Annotated in this window: 17 protein-coding genes; 8 read left to right on the top strand and 9 right to left on the bottom strand. The window is 70.7% G+C overall.

Annotated elements, in window-relative coordinates; translation table 11 throughout:
* Positions 1-454: 454 nt before the first annotated feature.
* Positions 455-2,566: an ArnT family glycosyltransferase gene (locus BLW76_RS50410; protein ID WP_091305685.1), complete on the bottom strand. Its 2,112-nt coding sequence runs from the start codon at positions 2,564-2,566 to the stop codon at positions 455-457.
* On the bottom strand, positions 2,563-3,810 hold the full coding sequence (locus BLW76_RS10195) for a bifunctional glycosyltransferase family 2/GtrA family protein (protein ID WP_091305686.1): 1,248 nt from the start codon (positions 3,808-3,810) through the stop codon (positions 2,563-2,565). Before BLW76_RS10195 ends, BLW76_RS50410 begins: the two co-directional genes overlap by 4 nt.
* Positions 3,811-3,998: 188 nt before the next feature.
* Here BLW76_RS10195 and BLW76_RS10200 point away from each other — a divergent pair, with 188 nt between their 5' ends.
* A complete protein-coding gene (locus tag BLW76_RS10200) occupies positions 3,999-4,676 on the top strand; it encodes a response regulator transcription factor (protein ID WP_091305688.1) in 678 nt (225 codons plus the stop codon).
* An 8-nt stretch (positions 4,677-4,684) separates the two neighbouring features.
* Positions 4,685-6,025 (top strand): sensor histidine kinase, encoded by a 1,341-nt coding sequence (locus tag BLW76_RS10205; protein WP_091305690.1) that lies wholly within the window; start codon positions 4,685-4,687, stop codon positions 6,023-6,025.
* A gap of 15 nt (positions 6,026-6,040) precedes the next feature.
* Here the strand turns inward: BLW76_RS10205 and BLW76_RS10210 are convergent, their stop codons facing one another.
* Both BLW76_RS10210 and BLW76_RS10215 read right to left on the bottom strand, forming a co-directional pair.
* Entirely contained in the window at positions 6,041-6,865 is an 825-nt protein-coding gene (locus tag BLW76_RS10210) for a serine hydrolase (protein WP_244170115.1), read from the bottom strand.
* Positions 6,866-6,979: 114 nt separating this feature from the next.
* A complete protein-coding gene (locus tag BLW76_RS10215; RefSeq protein WP_244170116.1) occupies positions 6,980-8,347 on the bottom strand; it encodes an XrtP-associated glycosyltransferase in 1,368 nt (455 codons plus the stop codon).
* A gap of 264 nt (positions 8,348-8,611) precedes the next feature.
* Here BLW76_RS10215 and BLW76_RS10220 point away from each other — a divergent pair, with 264 nt between their 5' ends.
* The 4 genes from BLW76_RS10220 (at position 8,612) to BLW76_RS10235 (ending at position 14,339) form a co-directional block, all read left to right on the top strand.
* Positions 8,612-8,830 (top strand): peptidase, encoded by a 219-nt coding sequence (locus tag BLW76_RS10220; protein ID WP_341866473.1) that lies wholly within the window; start codon positions 8,612-8,614, stop codon positions 8,828-8,830.
* Between the two features lie 31 nt (positions 8,831-8,861).
* On the top strand, positions 8,862-12,377 hold the full coding sequence (locus BLW76_RS10225) for a beta strand repeat-containing protein (protein WP_091305694.1): 3,516 nt from the start codon (positions 8,862-8,864) through the stop codon (positions 12,375-12,377).
* Between the two features lie 69 nt (positions 12,378-12,446).
* Positions 12,447-12,950: a SixA phosphatase family protein gene (locus BLW76_RS10230; RefSeq protein WP_091305696.1), complete on the top strand. Its 504-nt coding sequence runs from the start codon at positions 12,447-12,449 to the stop codon at positions 12,948-12,950.
* An 87-nt stretch (positions 12,951-13,037) separates the two neighbouring features.
* Positions 13,038-14,339 (top strand): alginate lyase family protein, encoded by a 1,302-nt coding sequence (locus BLW76_RS10235; RefSeq protein ID WP_091305697.1) that lies wholly within the window; start codon positions 13,038-13,040, stop codon positions 14,337-14,339.
* A 49-nt stretch (positions 14,340-14,388) separates the two neighbouring features.
* Here BLW76_RS10235 and BLW76_RS10240 read toward each other — a convergent pair whose 3' ends face one another.
* Positions 14,389-15,105, bottom strand: a complete 717-nt coding sequence (locus BLW76_RS10240; protein WP_091305698.1) for a S1 family peptidase — start codon at positions 15,103-15,105, stop codon at positions 14,389-14,391.
* 263 nt (positions 15,106-15,368) lie between these two features.
* Here BLW76_RS10240 and BLW76_RS10245 point away from each other — a divergent pair, with 263 nt between their 5' ends.
* Positions 15,369-17,264 carry an ArnT family glycosyltransferase gene (locus BLW76_RS10245; RefSeq protein ID WP_091305699.1) on the top strand — a complete coding sequence of 632 codons (1,896 nt, stop codon included), beginning with the start codon at positions 15,369-15,371 and terminating at the stop codon, positions 17,262-17,264.
* On the opposite strand, the gene BLW76_RS10250 is transcribed toward BLW76_RS10245, so the two are convergent.
* Positions 17,261-17,638, bottom strand: a complete 378-nt coding sequence (locus BLW76_RS10250) for a hypothetical protein (protein WP_091305700.1) — start codon at positions 17,636-17,638, stop codon at positions 17,261-17,263. The two genes, BLW76_RS10245 and BLW76_RS10250, sit on opposite strands and share 4 nt — an antisense overlap.
* Before the next feature lie 22 nt (positions 17,639-17,660).
* Positions 17,661-18,026: a hypothetical protein gene (locus tag BLW76_RS10255; protein WP_091305932.1), complete on the bottom strand. Its 366-nt coding sequence runs from the start codon at positions 18,024-18,026 to the stop codon at positions 17,661-17,663.
* Between the two features lie 434 nt (positions 18,027-18,460).
* Here BLW76_RS10255 and lanKC point away from each other — a divergent pair, with 434 nt between their 5' ends.
* Positions 18,461-21,025, top strand: coding sequence for a class III lanthionine synthetase LanKC (lanKC, locus tag BLW76_RS10260; RefSeq protein ID WP_091305701.1), 2,565 nt, complete (start codon positions 18,461-18,463; stop codon positions 21,023-21,025).
* A gap of 624 nt (positions 21,026-21,649) precedes the next feature.
* Here the strand turns inward: lanKC and BLW76_RS10265 are convergent.
* Positions 21,650-22,063 carry an acyl-CoA thioesterase gene (locus tag BLW76_RS10265; protein WP_091305702.1) on the bottom strand — a complete coding sequence of 138 codons (414 nt, stop codon included), beginning with the start codon at positions 22,061-22,063 and terminating at the stop codon, positions 21,650-21,652.
* On the bottom strand, positions 22,057-23,337 hold the full coding sequence (locus BLW76_RS10270) for a hydroxyacid-oxoacid transhydrogenase (protein WP_091305703.1): 1,281 nt from the start codon (positions 23,335-23,337) through the stop codon (positions 22,057-22,059). Before BLW76_RS10270 ends, BLW76_RS10265 begins: the two co-directional genes overlap by 7 nt.
* Positions 23,338-23,423: the final 86 nt, after the last annotated feature.

Consider the following 23,423-nt stretch of genomic DNA (forward strand, 5'->3'; position numbering starts at 1 on the left):
ACACTTCGCGACACTGAAAAGTGGCGAAGATGTCGGCTGACCTGCATTTATTGGCACAGGACGGCCCACCAAGATCGATTCAGCTTTGACCTGCAGTCCTCTGTCTGTGGTGCTGTCAGGCTCGCGGTCCGTCGTGGCGGCGCAGGTTGACTCCCGCGCCTGGCCTGCAGGCAGCGAGATCGGGGATGCCGGCTGGACCGCCGTGCCCGGGCTGGTGCCTTCGACGTCCCGGGACAGGCGACCCCTGGCCGGTGTCGGCAACCGGCGCACGGTGGCTGCCGTGCTGCCTCGCCGCGGACGACGTGCTGACCAGCCGCATCGATGGCCTGGGTGAGCTGTGCACCGGATTCCGGGCGGCGCGGAAGCTGTAGCCGGCGGCCGGAGCGTGCCTGGCCAGGGCGGCGACGAACGCCGTTGCCGTCCCGGACCTGGACGGCCGGGACGGCAACGGCGCTCATGCGTGGCACTCGTAGAGCGTTTGTGCTCCCGTCGGTCCCGTCTGCTGTTGGGCTTGCCCGCCATAGGCGGCCGGATCGACCTCGGTGCAGTGCTGCGCGATCCATTGCCGGCGCTGCTGTCCGGCTCCGCCGTTCATGCCGGGCATGCCGCCGCCGGACCCGTTGCCGAGAACGAACTTCAGCTTGCCTTCGGCGGTCCACTGCTGGAGCTGGTCGACCGAGGGAGAGTCGTCGCTGCCCATGAACCCGCCCATGCCGATGACCGTCTCGTCGGAGCCGATGATGAAGCCCGCGGTCATGGTCGCCGAGCCGTCGACGGCCAGGGTGATCTCCGCGTTTCCCTTGTGCTGCCGGGCGTAGTCGAGGACTCGGCGCTGCTCTTCGGTGAGCTTGCCGTCCATACCGCCGAAGCCGCCGCCCGCCCGGCCGGTGCCGCCGGGGAACCCGCTGGTGCCGCCGGGGAAGCCGCCGGTGCCGCCGGGTACCTGCGGCATGCCGCCGGCGAACCCGCCCGGCCGCATGCCGCCGAACCCGCCGCCGAACCCGCCGCCGAACCCGCCGCCGGCCGGTCCCGCGGCGGGCATCACGCCGAGGTTGCCGCCGGTCGCCGCGGTCGCGGTGGCCGTGGACCACACCGCGGGCACGAGCAGCACCGTCACCACCCCGAACACCAACGCCACCCGGGAAACCACCAGCCGGCGCGTCTCGGCGAGCCGGGCGCCGAGCAACGCGGCCACGGTGACCACGCCCGCGACGAGGACCGCCCAGCGGGTCCAGCCGTGCCACGACGGATCGCGGCCCGCCAGCACGAACGCCCACACCGCGGTGAGCGCGACCGCGGCGGGCAGCAGCAGCCACGAGACCGCCCCGTCGCCTCGGTACGCGCGCCAGAACCGTGCGAGCCCGGCCGCGGAAATCGCCGCGATCGCCGGGGCGAGCATCGTCGTGTAGTACGGGTGCCAGATGCCTTGCGCGTAGCTGAACACCAGCCCCGTCACCAGCAGCCAGCCGCCCCAGGCGAACCAGCCGGCCCGCGACGCCGGGTCGCCCGGTCCCTTCGTCCGCACGCACTGGACGGCGACGACCACCAGCACGAACAGCGACAGCGGCAGCAGCCACGAAATCTGCCCACCGACCGACTGGCCGAACATCCGGCCGAGCCCGGTGTCACCGCCGCCGAACATGCCGCCGCCCGTCCCGGACGGCAGGCTCATCCCTTCGGGAAGATCCGGCCGCGCGCCGCCACCACCGGCGCCGAAGCCGCCTTCGCCGCCGAAGATCCGGCCGAACCCGTTGTAGCCGAAGATGAGGTTCCACGCGGTTCCGTCGGTGCTGCCGCCCATGTACGGCTTCGACCCGGGCCACCAGTCGTGCAGTGCCGCCCACCAGAACGACGACACGAACAACACGACAGCCGCCCCGAGCAGGTCGAAGATCCGCCGCTTGACCGGCGCGCGCGTGCCGGCCAGGTACGCCAGCGCGAACCCGGGCACGATGATCCACGCCTGCATCATCTTCGTGACGAACCCGCAGCCGACGAAGAACGCGCACCACAGCAGCCAGCGCGTCCGGGCGCGGCTCGTGTCCGTCTTCACGGAGCGGGTGAACGCGTACGCCGCGGCGATGAGCAGCAGCACCAGCAGCGTGTCCGGGTTGTTGTCCCGGTTGATCGCGACGGTGATCGGGGTGAGCGTCAGGATCAGCGCGGCCAGCAGGGCGACGTTCTCACCCGCCCAGTGCCGGACCGTGCGGTGCAGCAGGAACACCGCCACGACGCCCTCGATGACCTGGGGCAGCAGCAGCGCCCAGCCGTGGAACCCGAACACCAGCACCGAAAGCGCCTGCGGCCACAGCGACATCGGTGGTTTGTCCACGGTGAACACGCCGTAGGGGTCGAACGAGCCGAACAGGAAGTTCGTGAAGCTGTCCGTCATGGACTTCACGGCGGCCGAGTAGTACGTGTTGCCCAGCTGGCCCGCGCCGATCCGCCACGCGTAGAGCACGGCGGCGGCGACGCAGATCCCGGCGAGCGCCCAGGCCTGCCACCGCGTGCGGGCGGGGGCGGCGACGGAACCGGCCGGTGCCGCTTGGTCGGCGGCGAGTGTCATTCTTCGTCCTTTCCTGGGGAACTGCGGAAGACCCAGCTGCGCAGCAGCACGAACCGGCCCGCGGTGCCGAGCACCGAGGCGGCGAACAGCACCGTCAGCTCCAGCGCCCGGCCCGGTTCGGGGTCGAACCCGTGCAGCGCCAGCAGCGCGGCGGAGGTGAAGGCGTAGTAGAGCCCGAAGACGACGAGCCCCTGCAGGTGTGCCTTGCCCCGTGGCGTGCTCGCGCCGGCGAAGGTGAAGCGGCGGTTGGCTTCGGTGTTGAAGAGCGTGGTGAGCACGAGCGCGACGAGGTTGGCCACCAGCACCGGCCACCAGAGCCGGAACACCGCGTACAGCACCAGGTTCGCGACCGTGGAGACGACCCCGATCACGGCGAAGGACAGGACTTCCCAGAGCCGGCCGCCGCTCGGCGCGCCCAGGACGGCGTCCGGGTGGGCGGCGCGCGGCGCGGGACGGCGGGGGAGATCCGGCACGCGGGCGGTACCGGCCGCCTTCGCGCGCGCGACGCGGATCAGCCCGCGGATGTCGTCGAGCGCGGTCTTGGTGACGTCGACGCGGCTGTCGGTGTCTTCGACCCAGTCGACCGGGACCTCGTGCACGCGCAGCCCGTTGTGCTCGGCCAGGAGCAGCAGCTCGGTGTCGAAGAACCAGGCATCGTCCTCGACGTGGTCCAGCAGCGGCCGGACGACGTCGGTGCGGGCGGCCTTGAAGCCGCACTGCGCGTCGGAGAAGCGAGCGCCGTGGCTCAGCCGGATCAGCCCGTTGTAGCAGCGGGAGACGAACTCGCGTTTCGGCCCGCGGACCGTGCGCGCCCCCGGGGCCAGCCGCGAGCCGATGGCGACATCGGAGTGGCCGTTGACCAGCGGGGCGACCAGCGGCAGCAGCGCGTCGAGCCCGGTGGAGAGGTCGACGTCCATGTAGACGACGACGTCGGCGGTGCTGGCCCGCCAGGTTTCCCGCAGGGCCAGGCCGCGGCCCTTGCGGTCGAGGTGGCGCACGCGGACGGACTCGTCGTCGCGGGCCAGAGCCTCCGCCACTTCGAGGGTCCGATCGGTACTGGCGTTGTCCGCGACCACGATGGTCCAGTCGAAGGGGAACTGGTCGCGGAGGAACTCGCGCAGCACGTGGATGCACCCCGGCAGCGCGCGTTCCTCGTTGTACACCGGGACGACGATGTCCACCGTGGCTGTCGCAGCACGCTGTTCGGGGGAGGTCCTGAGGCCTCCGGTCGCGCCGACCGACATGCTTCCTCCGTTCTGGGTCTCCTGCGGTCGAGCACGACGCTGTGTGACCGGTTACGTGGCTCTCACGGTGGGCTACCGATCGTGAGAATGGCCTGGAATTAACCTGAGAGAATCGTTAGAGGTGGATCTCTCACCTCGCTGGTGAGATCAACAGCTGACGCACAGAATCGCCGCGTAACCTCTGGCCGGTGCGGATCCTGGTGGTGGACGACGATCCTGACGTGCGGGAAAGCCTGCAGCGCAGCCTGGAGTTCGAGGGCTACGACGTCGGCACGGCCACCTGCGGCACCACGGCGCTGGCGGCCGTCGCCGGCGACGCGAAGCCCGACCTGGTCGTCCTCGACGTCATGATGCCCGAGGTCGACGGCCTGGAGACCTGCCGCCGGATGCGGGCGGCCGGGGAGCGGCTGCCGGTGCTGATGCTCACCGCACGCGACGCGCTCGGCGACCGGGTCACCGGCCTCGACTCCGGGGCCGACGACTACCTCGTCAAGCCGTTCGCGCTGGAGGAGCTGCTCGCCCGGGTCCGTGCGCTGCTCAAGCAGAATCGCGGCCGCCGGCACGTGCCGGCGGTCCGGCGCTTCGAAGACCTCGAGCTCGACCCCGGCTCCCGCGAGGTCACCCGCGGCGGGCGGCGGGTGGACCTCACGCCGACCGAGTTCGACCTGCTCACCGTGTTCCTCGACGCGCCGGGCAAGGTACTCACCAAGCATCAGCTGCGGCAGGCGGTGTGGAGCCGGGAACCGAGCCGTACCAACAACCTCGACGTCTATGTCAGTTACCTGCGGCGCAAGACGGAAGCGGGCGGGGCGAGCCGGCTGCTGCACACCGTCCGCGGTGTCGGATTCGTGCTGCGGGCACCGTGAGGCCCCGGATGCTGCTGCGCAGCCGCGTCGCGCTGATCACCGCGGTCATCGTCGCGTTCGCGATCGCGTCGATCAGCACCGTCACCTACGTGTCCACCCAGCACAACCTGCGTGCCCAGCTGGACGAGACGCTGCTCGGCGGCTGGCCGCCTCCCGGGGCGCGGGACCCGGCCGTGCCGAAGCCGGACTTGGCCGACCTGTGCCGGGCGGTCAACGGCAGCCGTCCGCTCCAGCGGTTCCTCGAAGGCGTCCAGCTGATCAAGGCCGACGGCACGGCCTGCACGCCGCCGGGTGTCGACGCCGTCGTCCTCGATCCGGCGGACCGCGCGACCCGCTCGGTGGCGCTGCGGGACGGCCACACGGAGTCCGGCGCGCCGGTGCGGGTCCTGCTCGGCCCGGCCGGCGACGGGAACGTCCTGGTCATCTCGCGCAGCCTCGCCGACGTCGAAAGCACGCTGAGCGGGTTGCGCAACGTCCTGGTCGTGGTGTCCGTGCTGGGAGCGGCGCTCGCGGCCGCGGCCGGTCTGGTGCTGACCCGCCGGACGCTCGAGCCGATGGCGCGGCTGACCGGCGCCGCCGAGGAGATCGCCCGGACCCAGGACCTCGACATCCCGGTCGCGGTGTCGGGTCGCGACGAAGTGGGGCGCATGGGGCGGGCGTTCGCGGCCATGACCGGTGCGCTCGCCGAATCGCGCCGCCGCCAGCGAGCGCTGGTGAGCGACGCGGCCCACGAGCTGCGCACGCCGTTGACCAGTCTCCGGACCAACATCGACCTGCTGGCCCGCAGCGAGCGCACCGGCCGCCCGCTGGCCGTCGCGCAGCGCGCCCGGACGCTGGACCGGCTGCAGGTGCAGGCGGAGGAGCTCGGCGACCTCGTCACCGAGCTGGTGGTGCTCGCCCGCGACGAGCACGAGCTGGAGCACGCCGACGTCGCGATGCCGGCCGTGGTCCGGCAGGCGGTCCGGCGGGCGTCGAGTCGTGCCCGGGACCACGAGTTCGACGTCGAAAACGCCGAGTGGCGGGTGCGCGGCGACGCGGGCGCGCTCGAGCGGATGGTGCTCAACCTGCTCGACAACGCGATCAAGTTCTCGCCCGCGGGGTCTGTGATCACGGTGCGTTCGGTCCCCGGCCGGATCGCCGTCGCCGACCTGGGCCCCGGCATCTCCCCGGATCACCGGGAGGCCGCGTTCGAGCGGTTCTGGCGGGCGCCCGAGGCCCGGTCGCTGCCGGGTTCGGGACTCGGCCTGGCGATCGTCGCGGACATCGCGGCCGCACACGGCGGGCGTGCACGATTCGACGAACCCGAGGACGGGCAGGGTGCGCTGGTCGTGGTCGAGTTGCCGGATTGACCGGCGCCGGCCTGCTCAGAGTGCGGACCGCAGGTAGACGTCCCGGGTGAGCGTGGTGATCCGGTCAGCGGATTCCTGCCACGACAGCGTCGTCGGCTCGAGGGTCAGCACCACCACGATCTTGCCGCTCACCGTGCCGCTCGTGTGCATGGCGCGGCTCGTCACGTCGATGTCCTGGGTGCCGGCCGGGCCCTCGCCGCTCGATGCGATTGCCGTGGCCGCCTTGACCTCGGGGGAACGCAGCACCCTCGTGTCCGGCTCCTTGCACTCCTCGCCCGGTGCGGGCGCGGCGCCGTAACCCGACCAGCCCTGCTTGACCGCCTTCGGGCCCGGTATCGCGCTCGGCAGGCCGAACGACTGGTCGAAGCCGTCCGAACCGCACTTCGTCGACTGCTCCAGGTTGCTCATGATGAAGTCGCGGTACTTCGGGTTCGCCTCGTGCTGGATGTACTGGTAGGTCCTGGCGATGTCCGCGGCGCTGATCGCCGTGTAACCCCACTTGCCACGAGAAGCCGGCGGTGCCGTGTCCGTGAGGCCGATCTTGACGACCATGCGCTTGACGATCTCGTCCCAGCCGTCGCGGACCCACAGCGTGCTGGCTGCGTCGTCGTTGCTGGACCGCAGCATCGGCTCGAGCAGCGCCAGGTCGTCGGCCGGGATCTCGTAGTCCGGGCCGTGGGATTCGAGGTAGTCGAGGGCGATGAACAGCTTGACCAGCGAGGCCGAGCGGTACTGCTTGTGCTCGTCGGCGCCGAAGATCGTGCCGGTCTCCTGGTCGACGACGACGTAGCTGGCGGTCATTCCCTCGGGCAGGGCCGCCGAAGCCGGCGCTGCTGTCATCGCCACCCCTGCCACGACACCCGTCGCGATCGTTGCCAGACGGCGGATTTTCCCCATGATGACCACCCAGAGTTGTAGATCAACTGCGTCGAGGGGTCACCCTACCGGGTTAATTCACCGGTCCAGCGCCACCACCTTGGTGTTCGCCTGCTCGGTGTTGCGTCGCGTCTTCGCCCAGCCGTTCCGCCCGCGAACCAGCCGGAACACCGCCCGCCACACCGTGATGTAGAACGTGTAGATGTAGCACGCGTAGCCCAGCCCGTACGCGATTCCGCGCAGCGGCCCGGACTTCGGCTCGCAGTGCTTGCGGTACACCGGCCCCCAGATCAGGAACGGCAGCAGGCCCGCGATCCCGTACAGCAACAGTGACTTCCAGGCGCCGCCGGTGAACCACTCCCACACCGCCGCCGGCTCGGCCACCGCTTGGATCGTCAGCAGTACCAACGGGATCGGGTAGACCACGCTGCCCAGCAGCTGCATCCATGGCTGGGCCAGGTAGTAGAGCATCTCCGCCGCGCCGAACGTCGTCAGGTGCGGCGACTTCCAGATCCTGCGGGCGTACCGCGCGCACTGCATCGTGCCCTGGCTCCAACGGGTTCGCTGCGCCAGGAACCGCCGCATGCTGTACAGCCCCTCCTGGTCGACGTGCGTGTCCACGCTGAAGCCCGTCTTCCAGCCCGCCGTCAGCAAGTGGACACCGAGCTCGAAGTCCTCGAGCAGCGAGCCGCGCCAGGGACGGCGCTGCGGGCCGGCGATCGAATCGAGCGCCGACAGCCTCGTGAACTGGCCGTTGCCGCCCATGGCGATCGTTCCCGTGTGGCCGCGGGACATCTGGATCGCCGCGATCGCCGTGCGGAACTCGAGGTCCTGCATGCGCACGAGCGCCCGGCCGAACCTGCGGCGGACCCGGCCACCCGCCCGGGGCGCCGTGCCGCGGTTGCCCATCCGGACGTCGATCTGCACCGCGCCGACCGACGGGTCGCCGAAGAGGTGGGGAGCCGTGCAGACGTACAGGCAGTTCCACGCCGGCCTGCCGTCCGCGTCGACCACCACGACGATCGTGTTCGCGCCGTCGTCCTCGGGGCCGATCCACGCGCGCAGGGCGCGGTAGGCGGCGTTGAGCGCGTCGCTCTTGCCCGTGCGGGCGTGCGGACGGCGGCGGGCGACGACGTGCAGCCGCGGGTCACGCCGGCCCTGCAGCCGCCGCACGACCTCGAGGGTGCGGTCGTCGGAATGGTCGTCGATCACCCAGACGTGCGCGGCACGGAATCGCGTCCGCAGGTAACGGACGGTGTCCCCGATGACGAGTTCCTCGTCGCGGCACGGCACGAAGAAATGCCACCGGAACAGCGTCGGATCGCCGGGCCATGTGGGTTGGTGCCGCAGGTACGGCACGATGATCCCGCAGACGTAGAGGACGAACGCCGCGCTCATGACAATCGCGAACGCCTGCGCACAGCTCAGCAATAACGACAGGCTCATTGCGTTGCTCCGTGGAGGAGGAAACAGGGCGTTGGCCGCACGATAACGGGGTTGCTGTGCGCGCATCCGCGCGGGGTTGATCACTCGTTCGGACGTCAGTTGTTCGGGTAGTTCCTGGTCGAATCCGTGATCGACCTGAGTTTGTAACCACAGCTGAGCAGTTCAAACCCCACTATCAGGTGTAGTGTGGTCGTCCCGTTTGCGCCCTTTGTTGCGCCGCGGATACTGTCTCGATCAATTCATTCGCGGTTCCTGCGGTGCGGCGTGCGTCGGCAAGCCGTCGCGCGCGACGCGGTCATGTGGAAAATCGGAGAAAAAATCGTGTATCGACCTGGAATCGGCGGTGTCGTCGGGGGTGGCGGGCTGCTGGCGACGACCGGCGCGAATCTGACGTGGTGGATTGTCTTCGGTGTCGTCAGCCTCGTTTTGGGTGTCGTCCTCGTCCGGTCCGCGCGGCGTCGCGCGCAGGAAACCAGCAACTGAGACCGCGAAAACACGAACAGGAGAACAGGTAATGCACCCTTGGGCCAGGCGCGGGCTGCAGTCCGCGATGTTGGCCGGCGGCCTGATGATGCTGGGCACCGGCATCGCGTCCGCCGAAGAGCAGGTCAACCCCGACCTCGCTCCGTCGCCGCTGGACGGTGGCGCGTCCGTGCCGATCCAGATCCGCAAGATCAACCTCGGCACGCCCGCCGGCGAGACGCCGCTGCCGCTCGACACCGACGCCGACATCAACACCGGCACGGTGCTGCACGACTCGAGCGCGCCGCTCGCGGGTGCCCTGCTCGGCAACGTCGTCAAGCCCGACGTGTCGGTTCCGGTCCAGGTCACGGGCTGGGCGGTCGGCGCGGCCGGCGACTCCCACGTCGTCAACGACTCGCAGCAGATCCACCAGCAGGGCGGCCCGATCACCACCACCGGCGAGGGCAAGCCCGCCGGCGGCAACGTCGTCACCGCGCCGGTGACGGCGCCGGTCGGCGTCAACAACCTCGCGTTCGGCACGCTGTCCAACGCGACGGTCGACGGCTTCGCCACCCAGGACAGCACGGTCGGCGGCCCGGTCACCACCAACGGCGACAACGGTGTCGTGTCCGGCACGATCGCCGCGGTCCAGGGCGGGCTGCCGATCGGTGTCAACAACACCGCCGCCGGCTGGGGCGGCACCGGCACGGTCAACACCACCACGACGCAGGGCGCGCACTCGCCCGGTCAGCTGACCACCAGCGGCAACGACGGCGTCGCCTCGGGCACCATCGGCGGCGTCCCGGTCGCGGTCGCGCCGCAGGTCGACGGCACCGCCGCCGGCTGGGGCGGCAAGGGCACCGCGAACACGGTCAACACCGTGCTCGCCGAGGCCGGCACCGCCGCCGGATCCGCCGCGCGTGAAGGCGAAAACAGCGGCTCGTACGCCACGACGGGCGGCCAGGGTTCGCTGGCCGGCGGCACCGCGCTCGCCCCCGAGGTCGCGGGCCCGGTCGCGGTCAACGGCACCTCGGGTGCCTGGGGCGGCCTCACCAACACCGACTCCGTGAACAACCTGAACGCGAACACCGGGGGCGGCATCGTCACCGACGGCGTCAAGTCCGTCGCCGGCGGCACGGGCGCCGAGGCCCCGGTGGCCCTGCCGGTCACCGTGCTCGGCACCGCGGGCGCGTGGGGCGGCCAGGCCTTCGCCGACTCCGAGAACAACGTCGGTTCGGTCGCGGGCGGCGAAGTCCTCACCGCCGGCACCGAGGCGCTGGCCGCCGGCAGCGTCGTCCACCCGCAGGTGGCCGGCCCCGCCGAGGTCAACTGCACGACCGGCCCGTGGGGCGGGATCACCGGCACGACCTGCACCAACGACTACAGCGCGCAGGCCGGCGGCGGCGACGTCACCGACGGCACGAAGTCGGTCGCGAGCGGCACGGTCGCCGACGCGCCGGTCGCGCTGCCAGTGACCGGCAACCACAACTCCGCCGCGTGGGGTGGCCTGGCCGACGCGATGGGCGCCAGCTTCGTCGACTCGACGGCCGGCGGTGACGTCTACACCGGCGGCGCCGGCTCGCTCGCCGGCGGGACGGTCGCGCACCCGCAGGTGGCGGAGCCCGTCGTGGCTTCCTGCAACACCGGCGCGTGGGGCGGCATCACTTCCACCCACTGCACGCACGAGAACACCGCGCACGCCGGTGGCGGCCAGGTGACCAACGGCGACAGCTCGCTCGTCGGCGGCACCGTCGCCGACGCGCCGGCGACGCTCCCGGCCCAGGTCTGCGGCACGGCGGGCGACTGGGGCGGCATCTCCACCGCCGAGTGCTACACCACCGTCGACTCCGTGGTCGGCGGCAACACCTACGACCACGGTGACAACTCGGTGGGCGGCGGCAACATCGTCGGCCCGTCGCTGGCCGGCGACGCCGACGTCATCTGCAACGCCGGCGCGTGGGGCGGCATCCCGACTTCGTCGTGCTCCAACGCCGAAAACGTGGTCGCGGGCGGCTTCCAGGGCACGTCGGGCAACAACTCCGTGGCGGCGGGCAACCTCGTCGACGCGCCGCTGGCGACGCCGGTCGAGGTGCTCAACGGCGCCTACGCGTGGGGCGGCATCCCGACCTCGACGATGACCGAGCACAAGTGCCTCACCTCGGGCGGGGACAACAACACCGACGACGACGGCGGTGTGGTCTCCAGCAACATCGTCACCGCGCCGGAAGCCGTCGGCGCCCAGGTGATGAACATCGCCGGTGCGTGGGGCGGCAACCCGACCAGCCACGGCGACTTCATCACCCACGTCCACACCGGCGGCGCCGACTCGGCGACCGGCAAGGGCGGCGCCGTCGCCGGCAACATCGTCGACCAGGCGAGCTCGCTTCCGGTGCAGGTCAACACGATCGGTGCCACCTGGGGCGGCAACGCCGAGGCGATCGGCACCAACGTCACGGAGTTCAATTCCGGCGGCCCGAACTACGCCAGCGGTGACAACGGCGCCGTGGCCGGCAACGTCGTCGAGGCGCCGATCGGCGGGGCCGGCCAGGTCAGCAGCTGGGCGGTGTCCTGGATCGGTGGCGCGGTCACCGACGCGGACAACGACGTCAGCTCGCACGCCGGCGGCACGACGTACACGTCCGGTGTGGACGGTGCGATCGCCGGGGACGCCGTCGCGGCCCCGATCCAGCCGCTGGTCCAGGCGACCGGCCAGTCGATCTCGCTGATGGCCAACACGGCCAACCACACCGAGAACGCCTACGACCTCGTCTCCGGCGGCCCGATCGTCACCGACGGCACGGGCGGCGCGCTCTCCGGCGACATCGTCTCGGCCGACCCGCAGGCGATGCCGCAGGTCTACGGCCTGGGCATCTCGGCCATCGGGTCGGCGACGAACGACGTCCAGAACGACCTGACGGCGACCGACGGCGGCGACGAGACCACGGCCGGCAGCGGTGCGCTCAGCGGCGCCCTGCTCGACGTGCCGGTCGCGGCCGACCCCGCGGTGTTCCGCTGGGGCGTCGGTGCGCTGTCGACGGTGAACAACCACGTCGACAGCACGGTGGACAGCCAGGTCAGCGGCACGCCGACGGCCAAGCCGGCGGTGCAGATCCCGGTGGGCCTGGTGCCGCAGGTGAAGAACGTGACGATCCCGGTGCTGGCGGAGGTGCTCAACACGGGCACCGACACGACCCAGGTCGTGGTCGGCCGGACCGAGGCCGCGCAGATCCCGGTCGAGCTCGACCTGACCGGTGCGCTCGGCGGGGTGTCGCCGCTGGCCCGCGACGACGTGTCGGCCCGGACCGACGCGCCCGGCCTCGGTGCCGACGGCGTCGAAAACGCGCTGGGCCTGCTCGGCGGCGGTTCGGCCGACGCCATCGGCAAGGCCACCGGCGCGCTGGGCGAGATGTCGGGTAAGACGCTCGGTGGTCTGCCGGCCGCCGTCGCCGGGGCGACCGGGCACGAGTCGCGCAGCGACAGCCCGGTGCCTTCCGTGCCCGTCGTGTCCGGGCTGGACGGCAGCAAGCTGCTGTGGATGAACCTGCCGGGTGTGTCGACCCGGCCGTGATCGGCCGAGCCGGAACCGGGGCCCTGGAGCGAACCGCTCCAGGGCCCCTTCGCCGTTAGGGTGGCGGCCATGGACGAGACGAGGTGGCTCATCGTGCTCCGGCACGCGAAGTCGGACTGGTCGGCGGGCCTGCCCGACCACGAGCGACCCCTCGCGCCGCGCGGCATCCGTGACGCGCCGAAGCTCGGCCGGTGGCTCACCGGGGAGGGGCACGTCCCCGAGCTCGTCGTCTGCTCCACCGCTCGCCGCACGCGGGAAACCTGGCAGCGCGTGAGCGACGAGCTGCCCGCGCCGCCGCCCGTCGAATACGACGACGACCTCTACGGCGCCGACGTCCCCGAGCTGCTGAACGCCGCTCGCCGGACGCCGTCCGACGTCACCACGCTGGCGCTCGTCGGGCACGAGCCCGGGGTCAGCGACGTGACCCTGCACCTCGCCGGCTTCGGGGACGACACCCGGCAGGTTCAGACCAAGTTCCCGACCGGCGCCGCGGCCCTGCTCGCCACGGCGGATCCGTGGGACGACCTCCGCACGGCGCGGCTCGTGGCCTTCTTCCGGCCCCGCGACTTCTGATTGTGCGGCCATTGCGCCGTTAACGTTCACATGCGTACTCTCCATTCACTCACAGGTCTGATGTTCATATTTGTGAATGGAGCGGACATGGTTCTCCGCCACACCGTCGTGGCTGCGCTCACCGCAGTCGGCCTCGTTGCCACTTTTGCGGCGCCGGCCGAAGCCGCGTCGAGACCCACCGGCTGCACCGTCCCGGTCATCGGGGCAGTGTGCGCGCCACCCACGGCCGTCCTCGACGGAAAACAGTTGCTGCGCACGAAGTTCGCCGCCCTGGCCGGCGAAAAGACGTCCCGGACGGCGTTGAACAACCTCCTCGCCGCCGCGAGAACCGACCTGACGGCGGGGCCGTGGAGCGTCACGGCGAAGAAACAGGTCCCGCCCAGCGGGGACAAGCACGACTACCTCAGCCTGGCGCCCTACTGGTGGCCGACCACGCCACCGACCGCGGAGAACCCGTGGGGCTGCCCGTTCGTCCAGCGCGACGGCCAGCGCAACCCGATCGTCGACGAGATCACCGACCACGCCTACCGCGGCCGCGCGTTCGCCGCGATCTACCGGCTCGCGCTCGCCTGGTACTACACCGGCGACGCGCGGTACGCCGAGCGTGCGGCGCTCGACCTGCGCACGTGGTTCCTCGACGCGGCCACGAAGATGAACCCGAACATGAACTTCGCGCAGGGCATCCCGTGCAAGGTGGACGGCCGTGGCATCGGCATCATCGAGTTCGCCTACACGCTGAGCCAGGTCGTCGACGCCACCGCGATCCTGGCCACCGGCGCACCCGGCTGGACGAAGACCGACCAGGCCGGCATGGCCGGCTGGTACACGCAGTTCCTGGACTGGTTGCGCACCAGCAAGAACGGCACCGACGAAGCCAAGGCCCAGAACAACCACGGCAGCTTCTACGACATGCTCACCGCCGCGCTCGCGCTCGGCACCGGGCAGCGCGACCTGGCGGCGGCCATCGTGCGCGACGCCGGGCCCCAGCGGATCGCGCCGCAGATCCAGGCCGGCGGCCTGCAGCCGCAGGAGACGAGCCGGACGCGCAGCTGGCACTACTCGACGTTCAACCTGGTCGCGCTGACCCGGCTCGCGCAGATCGGCAAGCACGTCGGCGTCGACCTGTGGCACTACACGGCACCGAGCGGCGCGACGCTGTTCGCCGCGGTCGACTTCCTGATCCCGGCCGCCACGCAGGGGCCGTCGGTGTGGCCGTACCCCGAGCTGGACTTCCGGCCCTACGCGGCGCTGGACGTCCTGCACGCGGCGGCCGACGCGGGTGACCGCGCCGCGTGGGCAGCCTTGCCGCGGGTGCCGGTGCAGCCGGGCGGCGACCTCTACCCGGTGCGGCCCGCCGCCGAACAGCTCGACGACATTTCGACGTCCTGATCGAGAAAAGGACCCGGCCTTGCGGGGCCGGGTCCTTTTCTCGGCTGTATCAGACGCCCGCCACCTGCGAAATCCAGCTGCGATAACGCGTGATGTTGGTGTACGCCGTGTTGTTCACCCGGTCGCTGGTCGACGCGACGCCGACCTGGCGGCCGGAGGCGAACATCGGGCCACCGGAGTCGCCGCCGGCGGTGATGCCGTTGACGCGGTTCGCGCACACCGCGACGCCTCCGGTGTAGTCGCTGCAGCCGATCGAGTTCACCCGCACGGTCGCGACCTTCAGGTACCGCGACTGGCAGTTGATCTCGGAGCCGCACTGGCTGGTCGCGCCCCAGCCGTAGACCGAGACGTTCTGGCCGACCGAGACGTCACCGACGCTGCCGAGCGGCGAGTAGGTGGCGTTCACCGAGGTGGTGAGCCGGACGATCGCCAGGTCGGCGGAGCCCGGGTAGCGCGTGATGGTGGAGCCGGTGGCCATCGTCCCGCCGCTGGTCTGGTCCAGGCTGCCGATGCGGAATGTGTAGGTGCCGGAGCTGCTGACGCAGTGCTTGGCGGTGAGGATGTACTGCGGGGCGATGATCGTCGCGGTGCAGTTCTGCCGGCCGTTGACGAACAGCCGGGCCGCCCAGGGGCCGCTGGTGGCGTTGCTGCCGCCGATGATCGACGGCTGGGCCTGCGGGGTGCTGTCGGCGGCCGCCGGACCGCCGAGGCCGACGACGGCCAGAGCGGTGCTCGCGGCCAGCAGGACGAACTTGCCGAATTTCACGCTGACTCCTTTTCGCGCGGGGGAGAACCGTGCGGGGGAAAGCCGGTGGGGACCGAACCCGGAGATTGTCCGAGTTGCCGGCGAATGTCCGGAACCGACGAAAGTCGCCGGTCGAATCCGTATTTATTGCCGGGAGTGGGGTACGTGCAGTTCCCGTACTGTTCCGGCTCAACCTCCGGGTTGACGGAGATCGACCCGCGGCTTGAGGACTCCGGCGTCGCGCCGCCCTAGCGTTTCCGGGGCGGGAAACCGGAGGGGGAGTCATGACGCTGACAGCCGAGGTGCGGACGGGGCGTGGCGAGCGGATCGCGGTGGGGGCGGTCCTGGTCGTCGCGGCGGTGGCGTGGTCGTGGGCACTGGGTGACCGGACGCTGCAGCCGTACTACGCGGCGGCCGTGCATTCGATGTCCCAGAGCGTCTCGGCGTTCTTCTTCGCGGGCTTCGACCCGGCCGGCGTCGTCACGGTCGACAAACCGCCGCTCGCGTTCTGGACCCAGACGCTCGGCGTGGCCGTGTTCGGCTTCCACCCGTGGGCGATCGCGCTGGTCCAGGCGGTCGAAGGCGTCGCCGCGGTGTTCGTCCTGCACCGGGTGGTGCGCCGCTGGGCCGGGCCGTCGACGGCGTTGCTCGCCGCGGGGTTGTTCGCGCTGACACCGGTCACCGCGGCGGTCAACCGCGACAACCTGCCGGACACCCTGCTGGTGCTCCTGCTGCTGCTCGCCGCGTACTGCGTCACCCGGGCGGTGGCGGCCCCGCGGTGGCTGCTCTGGGCCGGGGTGTTCGTCGGCCTGGGCTTCCTGACGAAGATGCTCGCCGCGTGGATCGTCTTGCCCGGCCTGGCGCTGGCGTATTTCGTGGCGGCGCCCGGCTCGCGTGGGGGTCGCCTGGCCCGGCTCGCGGCGGCCGGAGCGGTGACGCTGGTGGTGTCGCTGTCCTGGCCGGTCGTGGTGAGCCTGTGGCCGGGGGTGCGCCCGTTCGTCGGCAGCACCACGGACGGTTCGGTCTGGCAGCTGGCTTTCGGCTACAACGGCCTGACGCGCCTGGTCGGCGGCGGCTTCGGAGCCACGGTCGGCACGGCCCTCGGCGGCGGCCCGGGACCGCTGCGGCTGTTCGACAGCGAGGTCGGTGGGCAGATCGCGTGGCTGCTGCCGCTCGCGCTGGGCTCGTTGGCCGTCGCCGCATGCCGGGCCCGCGGCGCTGTCCCCTCCGCGAAAGTGGGCTGGGCACTGTGGGGCGGCTGGCTGGTCGTGGGCGTCGCGGTCTTCTCGTTCACCGGCGGAATCTTCCACCCGTACTACACGGCCGAGCTGGCGCCGGCCATCGCGGCACTGGCGGCAGCGGGGCTGGTCACGGCGTGGCGGTGGCACCGCTCGGCGGCCGCCGGCCGGTTCGCGCTGCCGGCCGCGGTGGCGGGGACGGCAGCACTCGCGTACGTGCTCCTCTCCCGGACACCGGATTGGCTCCCGTGGCTGCGCTTCACGGTCCTCGCGCTGGGGTTGCTCGCCGTCGTCGCGGCGCTCATGCGGGCTTCGCGCGTCGCCGTCGTGACGGGGCTGGCCGCCATCGTGGCCGGGCCCGCGGCCTTCGTCGTCGAGACGGCGTCGCGGCCGGTCAGCGTGCTGGAGTCGGCCGACCCGGGTGCCGGACCGTCCTCGGCGGCCGCGTTGAGCACGGTCGTCGCGGTGAACACGGGAGCGGCGGCCGAGGCCGGGTACATCCGGTTCATGGACAGCGCGTACCGGCTCGGCACCGGCCAGCGCGAGGTGCTCGCGTACGCGGTGGCACAGGCGCCGTCGACGGCGATCACGCTGGCCGTCGAGGGCGGGACGTATGGCGCGGACCCGTTCCTGCTGAACACCGAGGCCCGCGTGGCACCGCTCGGCGGTTACCTCGGCTTCGACCCGGCACCGTCCGCGGCCGAGCTCCAGACGTGGGTGTCGGCCGGAAAGCTGCGGTTCGTGCTCCTGCCACGGGTGTTCGTGGAGATGGGCCACGCCGGCGCGGCGTCCGGCGCGGCTTCCGGCGCCCCGGGCGACGCCGTCGAGCTCACCCGCCGGATCGGCTGGGAGGCGAAGCACTGCCGTCCGGTGCCGCCCACCCGGATCGGCCCGGACGCCGCGACGGCCGGGCTGCTGTTCGACTGCGCGGGCCTCGCCTAGGCGGCGACGTCCGCCTTGGCCGGCGCCGACTTCCGCAGCCAGTAAAGGCCGATGACCGGCAGCACCAGCGGGATGAACAGGTAGCCCTCGCCGTAGACCGACCAGACGGTCGGGTGCCGGAAGGCGGCTTCGTCGACGAGGCTCAGCGTGCCGATCGTCAGCACGCCCAGCAGTTCGATCGAGCAGGCCACGAGGGCCACGCGCCACCAGCCGTCACCACGCCGGGCGAGCGCGACCGTGGCGACGATGTAGACGGCCGCGGCGAACGCCGAGAGCAGGTAGGCGAGCGGGGCTTCGTGGAACTTCGTGCCGATCTGGACACCGGCCCGCGACGTCGCGGCCAGCGCGAAGATCGCGTACACGGCGACGAGCACCCGGCCGGGGCCGCTGGCCGTCCTACGCTGTTGCTCCACTCCACACCTCGTTCAGTCGCAGCACCATCACCGGGATGGCCAGGCAGGCGATGCCGAGCACCGCGGTACTCGACCGGCTCCGTTCGGCCAGCGCCCAGGCGGCGCCGACGGGCAGCACGACCAGCGAGCCGATCAGGTAGGCCAGGTAGGTGGCCAGGCTGCCGGGCCGGTCACCGCCGGCGAGCAGCACGATCCCGATCACCAGCTGCGCGACCAGCAGCAGTTCGAGGACCGCGAGCGCGATCAGCAGCGGGTTGTCCGGAAGCCGGTTCCGAGCCGACTGGACGAAGCTCCAGAGCGCGACGACCGTGGCAGCCACGGCGACCGTCACGGCGAATCCGAAGATCACCCGTTCCTCCTTCCGGTCCGCCGCCGTCAACTTACTCCGTGGTACCGCCGGGTCCGTTGGCCGAGGTGCCGCGAGCGTGGTGCGGACCACCCGCGTGCCTCGGCAGCTCACGAGAATAATGTTCATCGTGAAAATTGATCACCGCTTGGTGGTTGATGGCATCCCGCCAATTTCATGGAGGCTCCTGCTGATCCTTGGACGGACCTGCAGAAATGCCAGAAAAGACTTCATGTTACGCCACTATGGTGTGGTGCTCGACTTCGGGAAAATCACCCTGGGTTCGACTACTGACAGGTAAGTGTCCTTTTGCCTACCTCGGATAGCCCAGTTGAACCGCCGGGTTGGCGGATTGGCCCGAGACCGTTCGGCGTGGGGGAATATTCCTCGTCCCGGGACCCGTGTGTCCGGGGGGCTCGCACGGAGGGGTATCTCGGATGGACCTGCGCTACGAAGCTTTTTGCTTCGCCGACCCGTTGTTCTATGACGAGCAGCAGGAAAACGACGCGCCGGCCGACGACTTCGCCACACCGCTCACCCAGGCGGCCGCCGGCTGGGCTGCCACCGACCGAGGCGTCTGGCGCTCGATGCATCCGGACAAGAGTGTTCTGCCTGCGCAGGGCTGGCAGATCCACGTTTCCGCTGGTCTGGACAACGCGACCCGGGTGCTGGCGCAGGTGTACGAGTGCTGCATCGCGCACGGGATCGCCTACAAGCACCTCCGCTCGAAGGTGACGCTGCTGGCACGAAATTCGAAATACGCGACCGACGTCGGAGGCGTCGAGCTGGCGACCATTTATCCGGTCGACAACAACGAGCTGGATCGGGTACTGACAGACCTCTCGTCGAGGCTCGCCGACGAGCACGGCCCGGCGATTTCCAGCGGCTTGCGCTACGGCGACGGTCCCCTCTACGTGCGTTACGGCGCATTCGCGCAGCAGTGGGTCGAACACGAGGGCACCCGAGTCCCGGCGATCCGCAAGCCGGACGGCCGGCTGGTGCCCGACAACCGCAAGCCGACGTTCTCGTTGCCCGACTGGGTGAAGCTCCCGGCCTGTTTGCAAAGCAGCATCGTCTCGCGCAAAGGCGATCCTCAGACCCGGTTCCCGTACCGAGTGGGAAGCCCCCTGCACATCTCGAACGGCGGCGGCAGCTACCTCGCCAACCCCAAAGCGGGCGGCGACCAGGTCGTCCTGAAGGAGGCTCGCCCGCACGCCGGTCTCGACGAGGCGCACGTCGACGCCATCGAGCGGCTCCACCGCGAGCAGGAGCTCCTCGACCGGCTCGCCGGCGTCCCAGGCGTGCCACGAGTCGTCGAGCGGTTCACCGTCTCGGAGCGCCACTACCTAGCCGTCGAGCACCTGCCGGGAACCTCACTGGCCGACTGGCTGCCCCGGCACCACCCGCTGACCAGGCGAAGCCCGACGGCCGCCGCCCTCGCCACCTACACCCGCCGCGCCCTGGACATCGTCGCGGCAGTGGAGAAGACGATCGAGGCGGTCCATGCTCGCGGCATCGTCCTGGGCGAGCTACATCCGCTGAACGTTGTGATCGACGAGGACGACCACGACCGAATCTCTCTGTCCAGTTTCGGGACGGCGTTCGACGCCGAGACCGGCGACCGCCCGGCACCGGGTGCGCCCGGCTTCCGCGTTCCGGCCGACCGCGTCGGCGTCGAGATCGACGAGTGCGCCATCGCAGCGCTGCGGCTCTGGTTGTTCTTGCCGCTTTGGCCGCTGACGGAGATTGCTCCGGCGAAGCTGCGCCGTATCGCCGACTTCGTCGAACGCCGGTTCGCGCTGCCTGCGGGGTACGCCGACAACGCAGTCACGGTGCTGGCCCCGCGTGAAAGCTCCGCGGAGCCGGCACCGCTCCATACCGAGCTCGACCACGAGAAACCGGACTGGTCGCTGGTCCGCAAGCAGATCGCCGAAGCAATCCTGGCCAGCGCGACTCCCGCACGCCAAGACAGGCTGTTCCCCGGTGACATCGAACAGGCCGGCGTCGGCGGCGCCTGTTTCGGCGTCGGTGCCGCGGGCGTGCTGCACGCCCTCGACGTCACCGGTGCCGGTCGCTTCCCCGAGCACGAACGCTGGCTGATCGACGCGGTCCGTCGCGACCCACCGACCCGGCCCGGCTTCTACGACGGCAGCGCGGGCATCGCCTACGTGCTGGAGAACTTCGGGCACCACGACGAGGCGGGCAAGCTGCTCACGTCGTCCGCGCGGCTCGTCGAGCAGACGACCGACCACTCCCTGGAGAGTGGTCTGGCCGGTATCGGGTTGACGCTGCTGCACTTCGCGACCGCCCGCCAGGACAACGAGTTCGGCCGCCAAGCCCTGACCACGGCCGTGCGGCTGGCCGAAGGGCTGGAGACTGCGGCGCCGCCGGGGAACTCCGCTCGAGCCGGCCTGCTGTCCGGCTGGTCCGGACCCGCGCTGCTGTTCATCCGGCTCTTCGAGCGCACCGGCGAGCCGGCTTGGCTGTCCTTCGCCGACCAGGCACTGTGCCGCGACCTCGAAGAATGCATCGAATTCGACGACGGCTCGTTGCACGTCCGCGACGGCGTGGCACGCACGTTGCCCTACGCCGGTGTCGGTAGTGCCGGGATTCTCCTGGCCGCCGAGCAGCTGGCTCGGCACTGTCCGGCTGCGGAGGCCGCTGTGAGTCTTCCCGCCCTGCGCGAAGCGTGCCGGGGCGAGTTCGTCGATCATCCAGGGTTGCTGAACGGCCGGTGCGGGCTGGCGGTGGCGCTGTCCGCGAATCGGGACGCGGAGCAGCCGATCCGCGCGACGGTCGATCAGCACCTGGCGTGGCTGGCCATGTACGCGGTGCCGTTCAAGGGTGGCCTCGCCTTCCCTGGCCACCGTCTCCTGCGTCTCTCGATGGACGTCAAGACCGGCGGGGCGGGGGTCCTCCTCTCGCTCGCTGCTCTCCTCGATGGGACAGAGGTACTGCCTTTCCTGGGCGGCACGCCCTCTTCTTCGGCTTCCGGCCGCTGACCGGTATCGCCTCGACTGCCGTGCAGGCAGCCGACCGCCCCGCATCAGGGGGCGGCTGCCTGCGGTAGAGACGCGGCCCCGCCGCCGGACGCCTGCCGGCGCCGGGTCCGCTATCTCTACCAAGCCCTGACGGTGGTGGTGCGGTCGTCGCCGGGGCGCCTTCCGGCGACGAATCCGCGACCTTCGCCAGGCCACATGGGTGTGGTGGCGCGTCCGCCCGCGGGGCGCCCGCCGGGAGCGGACGCGCGACCACTGGGTCCACTTCCGTGTGTGGGTTTCGTGGCCGCCGGGGCGCCTTCCGGCGACGGGGCGAAACCACTCTCGAGCCGTCCGCCCACCACACTTCCGCCGCAACCGGATCGACGCCTAGGTCGCCATCCGTGTTACCAACGCTCCGGTGAGGGAACTGCCCATCCACTGTGGACCGATCTCATGGGCTTTCCAGCTTATCGCCGTCGAGGGGGTGGGGAACCCCTCGACGGAAATCTGTGGACAACTCGGCGATTTTGCGCGGCCTGTGGACAACTCGGGCCGATCGGCCGTTCTTGTCGGTGAGGTGATGCATCATCGGAAGTACTGGAACGCAGCCGGCCCGGCGTCGCCGGAGAGGAGGTGAATACGACGTCAGGCGGGTTGCAGTGCTTCCAAGGCCTCGCGCAGCTTGCCGGAGACCGGTGTCGGCCGGCGGGACTCGCGGTCGACGAAGACGTGCACGAAGTGCCCTTCGGCGACCAGGGACTCGTCGGCGGCGTACATCCCGATCTCGTAGCGGACGCTGGACTTCCCGAGGTGCGCCACCCGCAAACCGACCTTCATCGACCCAGGAAAGGACACCGATGAGTGATACGCACAGTGCGACTCGACGCACAGCCCGATCACCGCCCCGGTCTCGATGTCGAGGCTGCCCTGCTCGATGAGCCACGTGTTGATCACCGTGTCCATCAATGAGTAGTGGACGACGTTGTTGACGTGTCCGTAGACGTCGTTGTCCTTCCAGCGCAACGGCACCGTCTGCCAGTGCGGATACCCGTTCACCACAGCGACACCGATCCGCGGAGGATCTCGGACAGGTCGTCCGCGGATGCCTCGCGTGGTGCGGTGGCCAGCAGCCGCTGCTGCTTGAGGGTTCCCTCCACGAGGGAGTCCACATCGGACTCCGTGTAACCGACGGCGCCGATGCCGTCCGGGATGCCGATTTGCCGCACCAGGTCGATCAGCACCGCGGGCAGGTGGTCGGCGAAGTCGCCGGGCCACTCGAAGTCGGGTGCCAGGAGGCGGGCGACGCGCAGGTGGCGGTCCGGTGCCGCGTCGAAGGTGAAGCGGAACGCGGCGGGCGCTGTCAGGGAGACGGCCATGCCGTGCGGCACCATGGGTTCTTCGCCCGGGTAGCCGTCCGGGTGGAAATCCCTCACCTGGCCGGCGATCGGATAGGCGTTCGCGTGCGGGATGTGCACGCCGGCGTTGCCGAACCCGAGCCCGGCGAACGTCGCGGCTAGGGCCATGGCCTCGCGGGCCTTGACGTCGGAACCGTCGCGCACGGCGGCCGGGAGGGCCCACGACAGCAACCGGAGTGACTGCTCGGCGAACATGTCGGCCAGCGGGTTCGCGCCGCAGTACGGCACGCGCAGTTCCGGGCGCTTGCGCTCGAACTCGGTGTACGGCTTGGCGGTGTAGCTCTCGGCCGCGTGGCAAAGGATGTCCATGCCGCTGGCGGCCGTCACCGCGGGTGGCTGGCTGACGGTGAGCCGGGGGTCGACAACCGCCAGGGTCGGGCGCAGCCGGAGGTGGCTGATTCCGCTCTTGACGCGCAGGGACAGCACGTCCAGGACGCAGACCGTGGTGCTCTCCGAGCCCGTGCCGGTGGTGGTGGGCACCGCGACCAGCGGCTTCAACGGCCTGGCTGGGGCGCGGCCGCCGCCGACGGGGGCGTTGACGTAGTCCATCAGGTCGCCGTCGTTGCTCGTCAAGAGGTTCGCGGCCTTGGCTGTGTCGATCGCTGAGCCGCCGCCGACGGCGACGAAGGCGTCGTACGGGCCGGTTCCGCGGGCGAAGTCAACCGCCTTCTGCATGCTGACATCGGTGGGCTCGACGTGTACGCCGTCGAAGATCTCGGCCTGGATGCCGTAGCCCGCTATGCCGTCGGCTATGCGCTGGGGCCAGCCCGTCGCGGCGACCTGGGGGTCCGTCACCACGAGCACGCGGTGGGCGCCGTACTGGGTGAGGTCGTAGCCGATCTCGTCGCTGGCTCCGGTGCCGTACTTCAACGCCGGTGCGCCATAAGTAAAAACAGTTTCATGTTCGGTGGCGGTCAAGCGGTGGTCCTCGCTCCCTTGATCGGCTGACAGTCGGTCAAAGCGGACATTCGGCCTATCCTTGTCCGGTTTCGGTGAAGATCACT

Origin of the sequence: Amycolatopsis tolypomycina, assembly GCF_900105945.1 — a bacterium.
Lineage (GTDB): Bacteria > Actinomycetota > Actinomycetes > Mycobacteriales > Pseudonocardiaceae > Amycolatopsis > Amycolatopsis tolypomycina.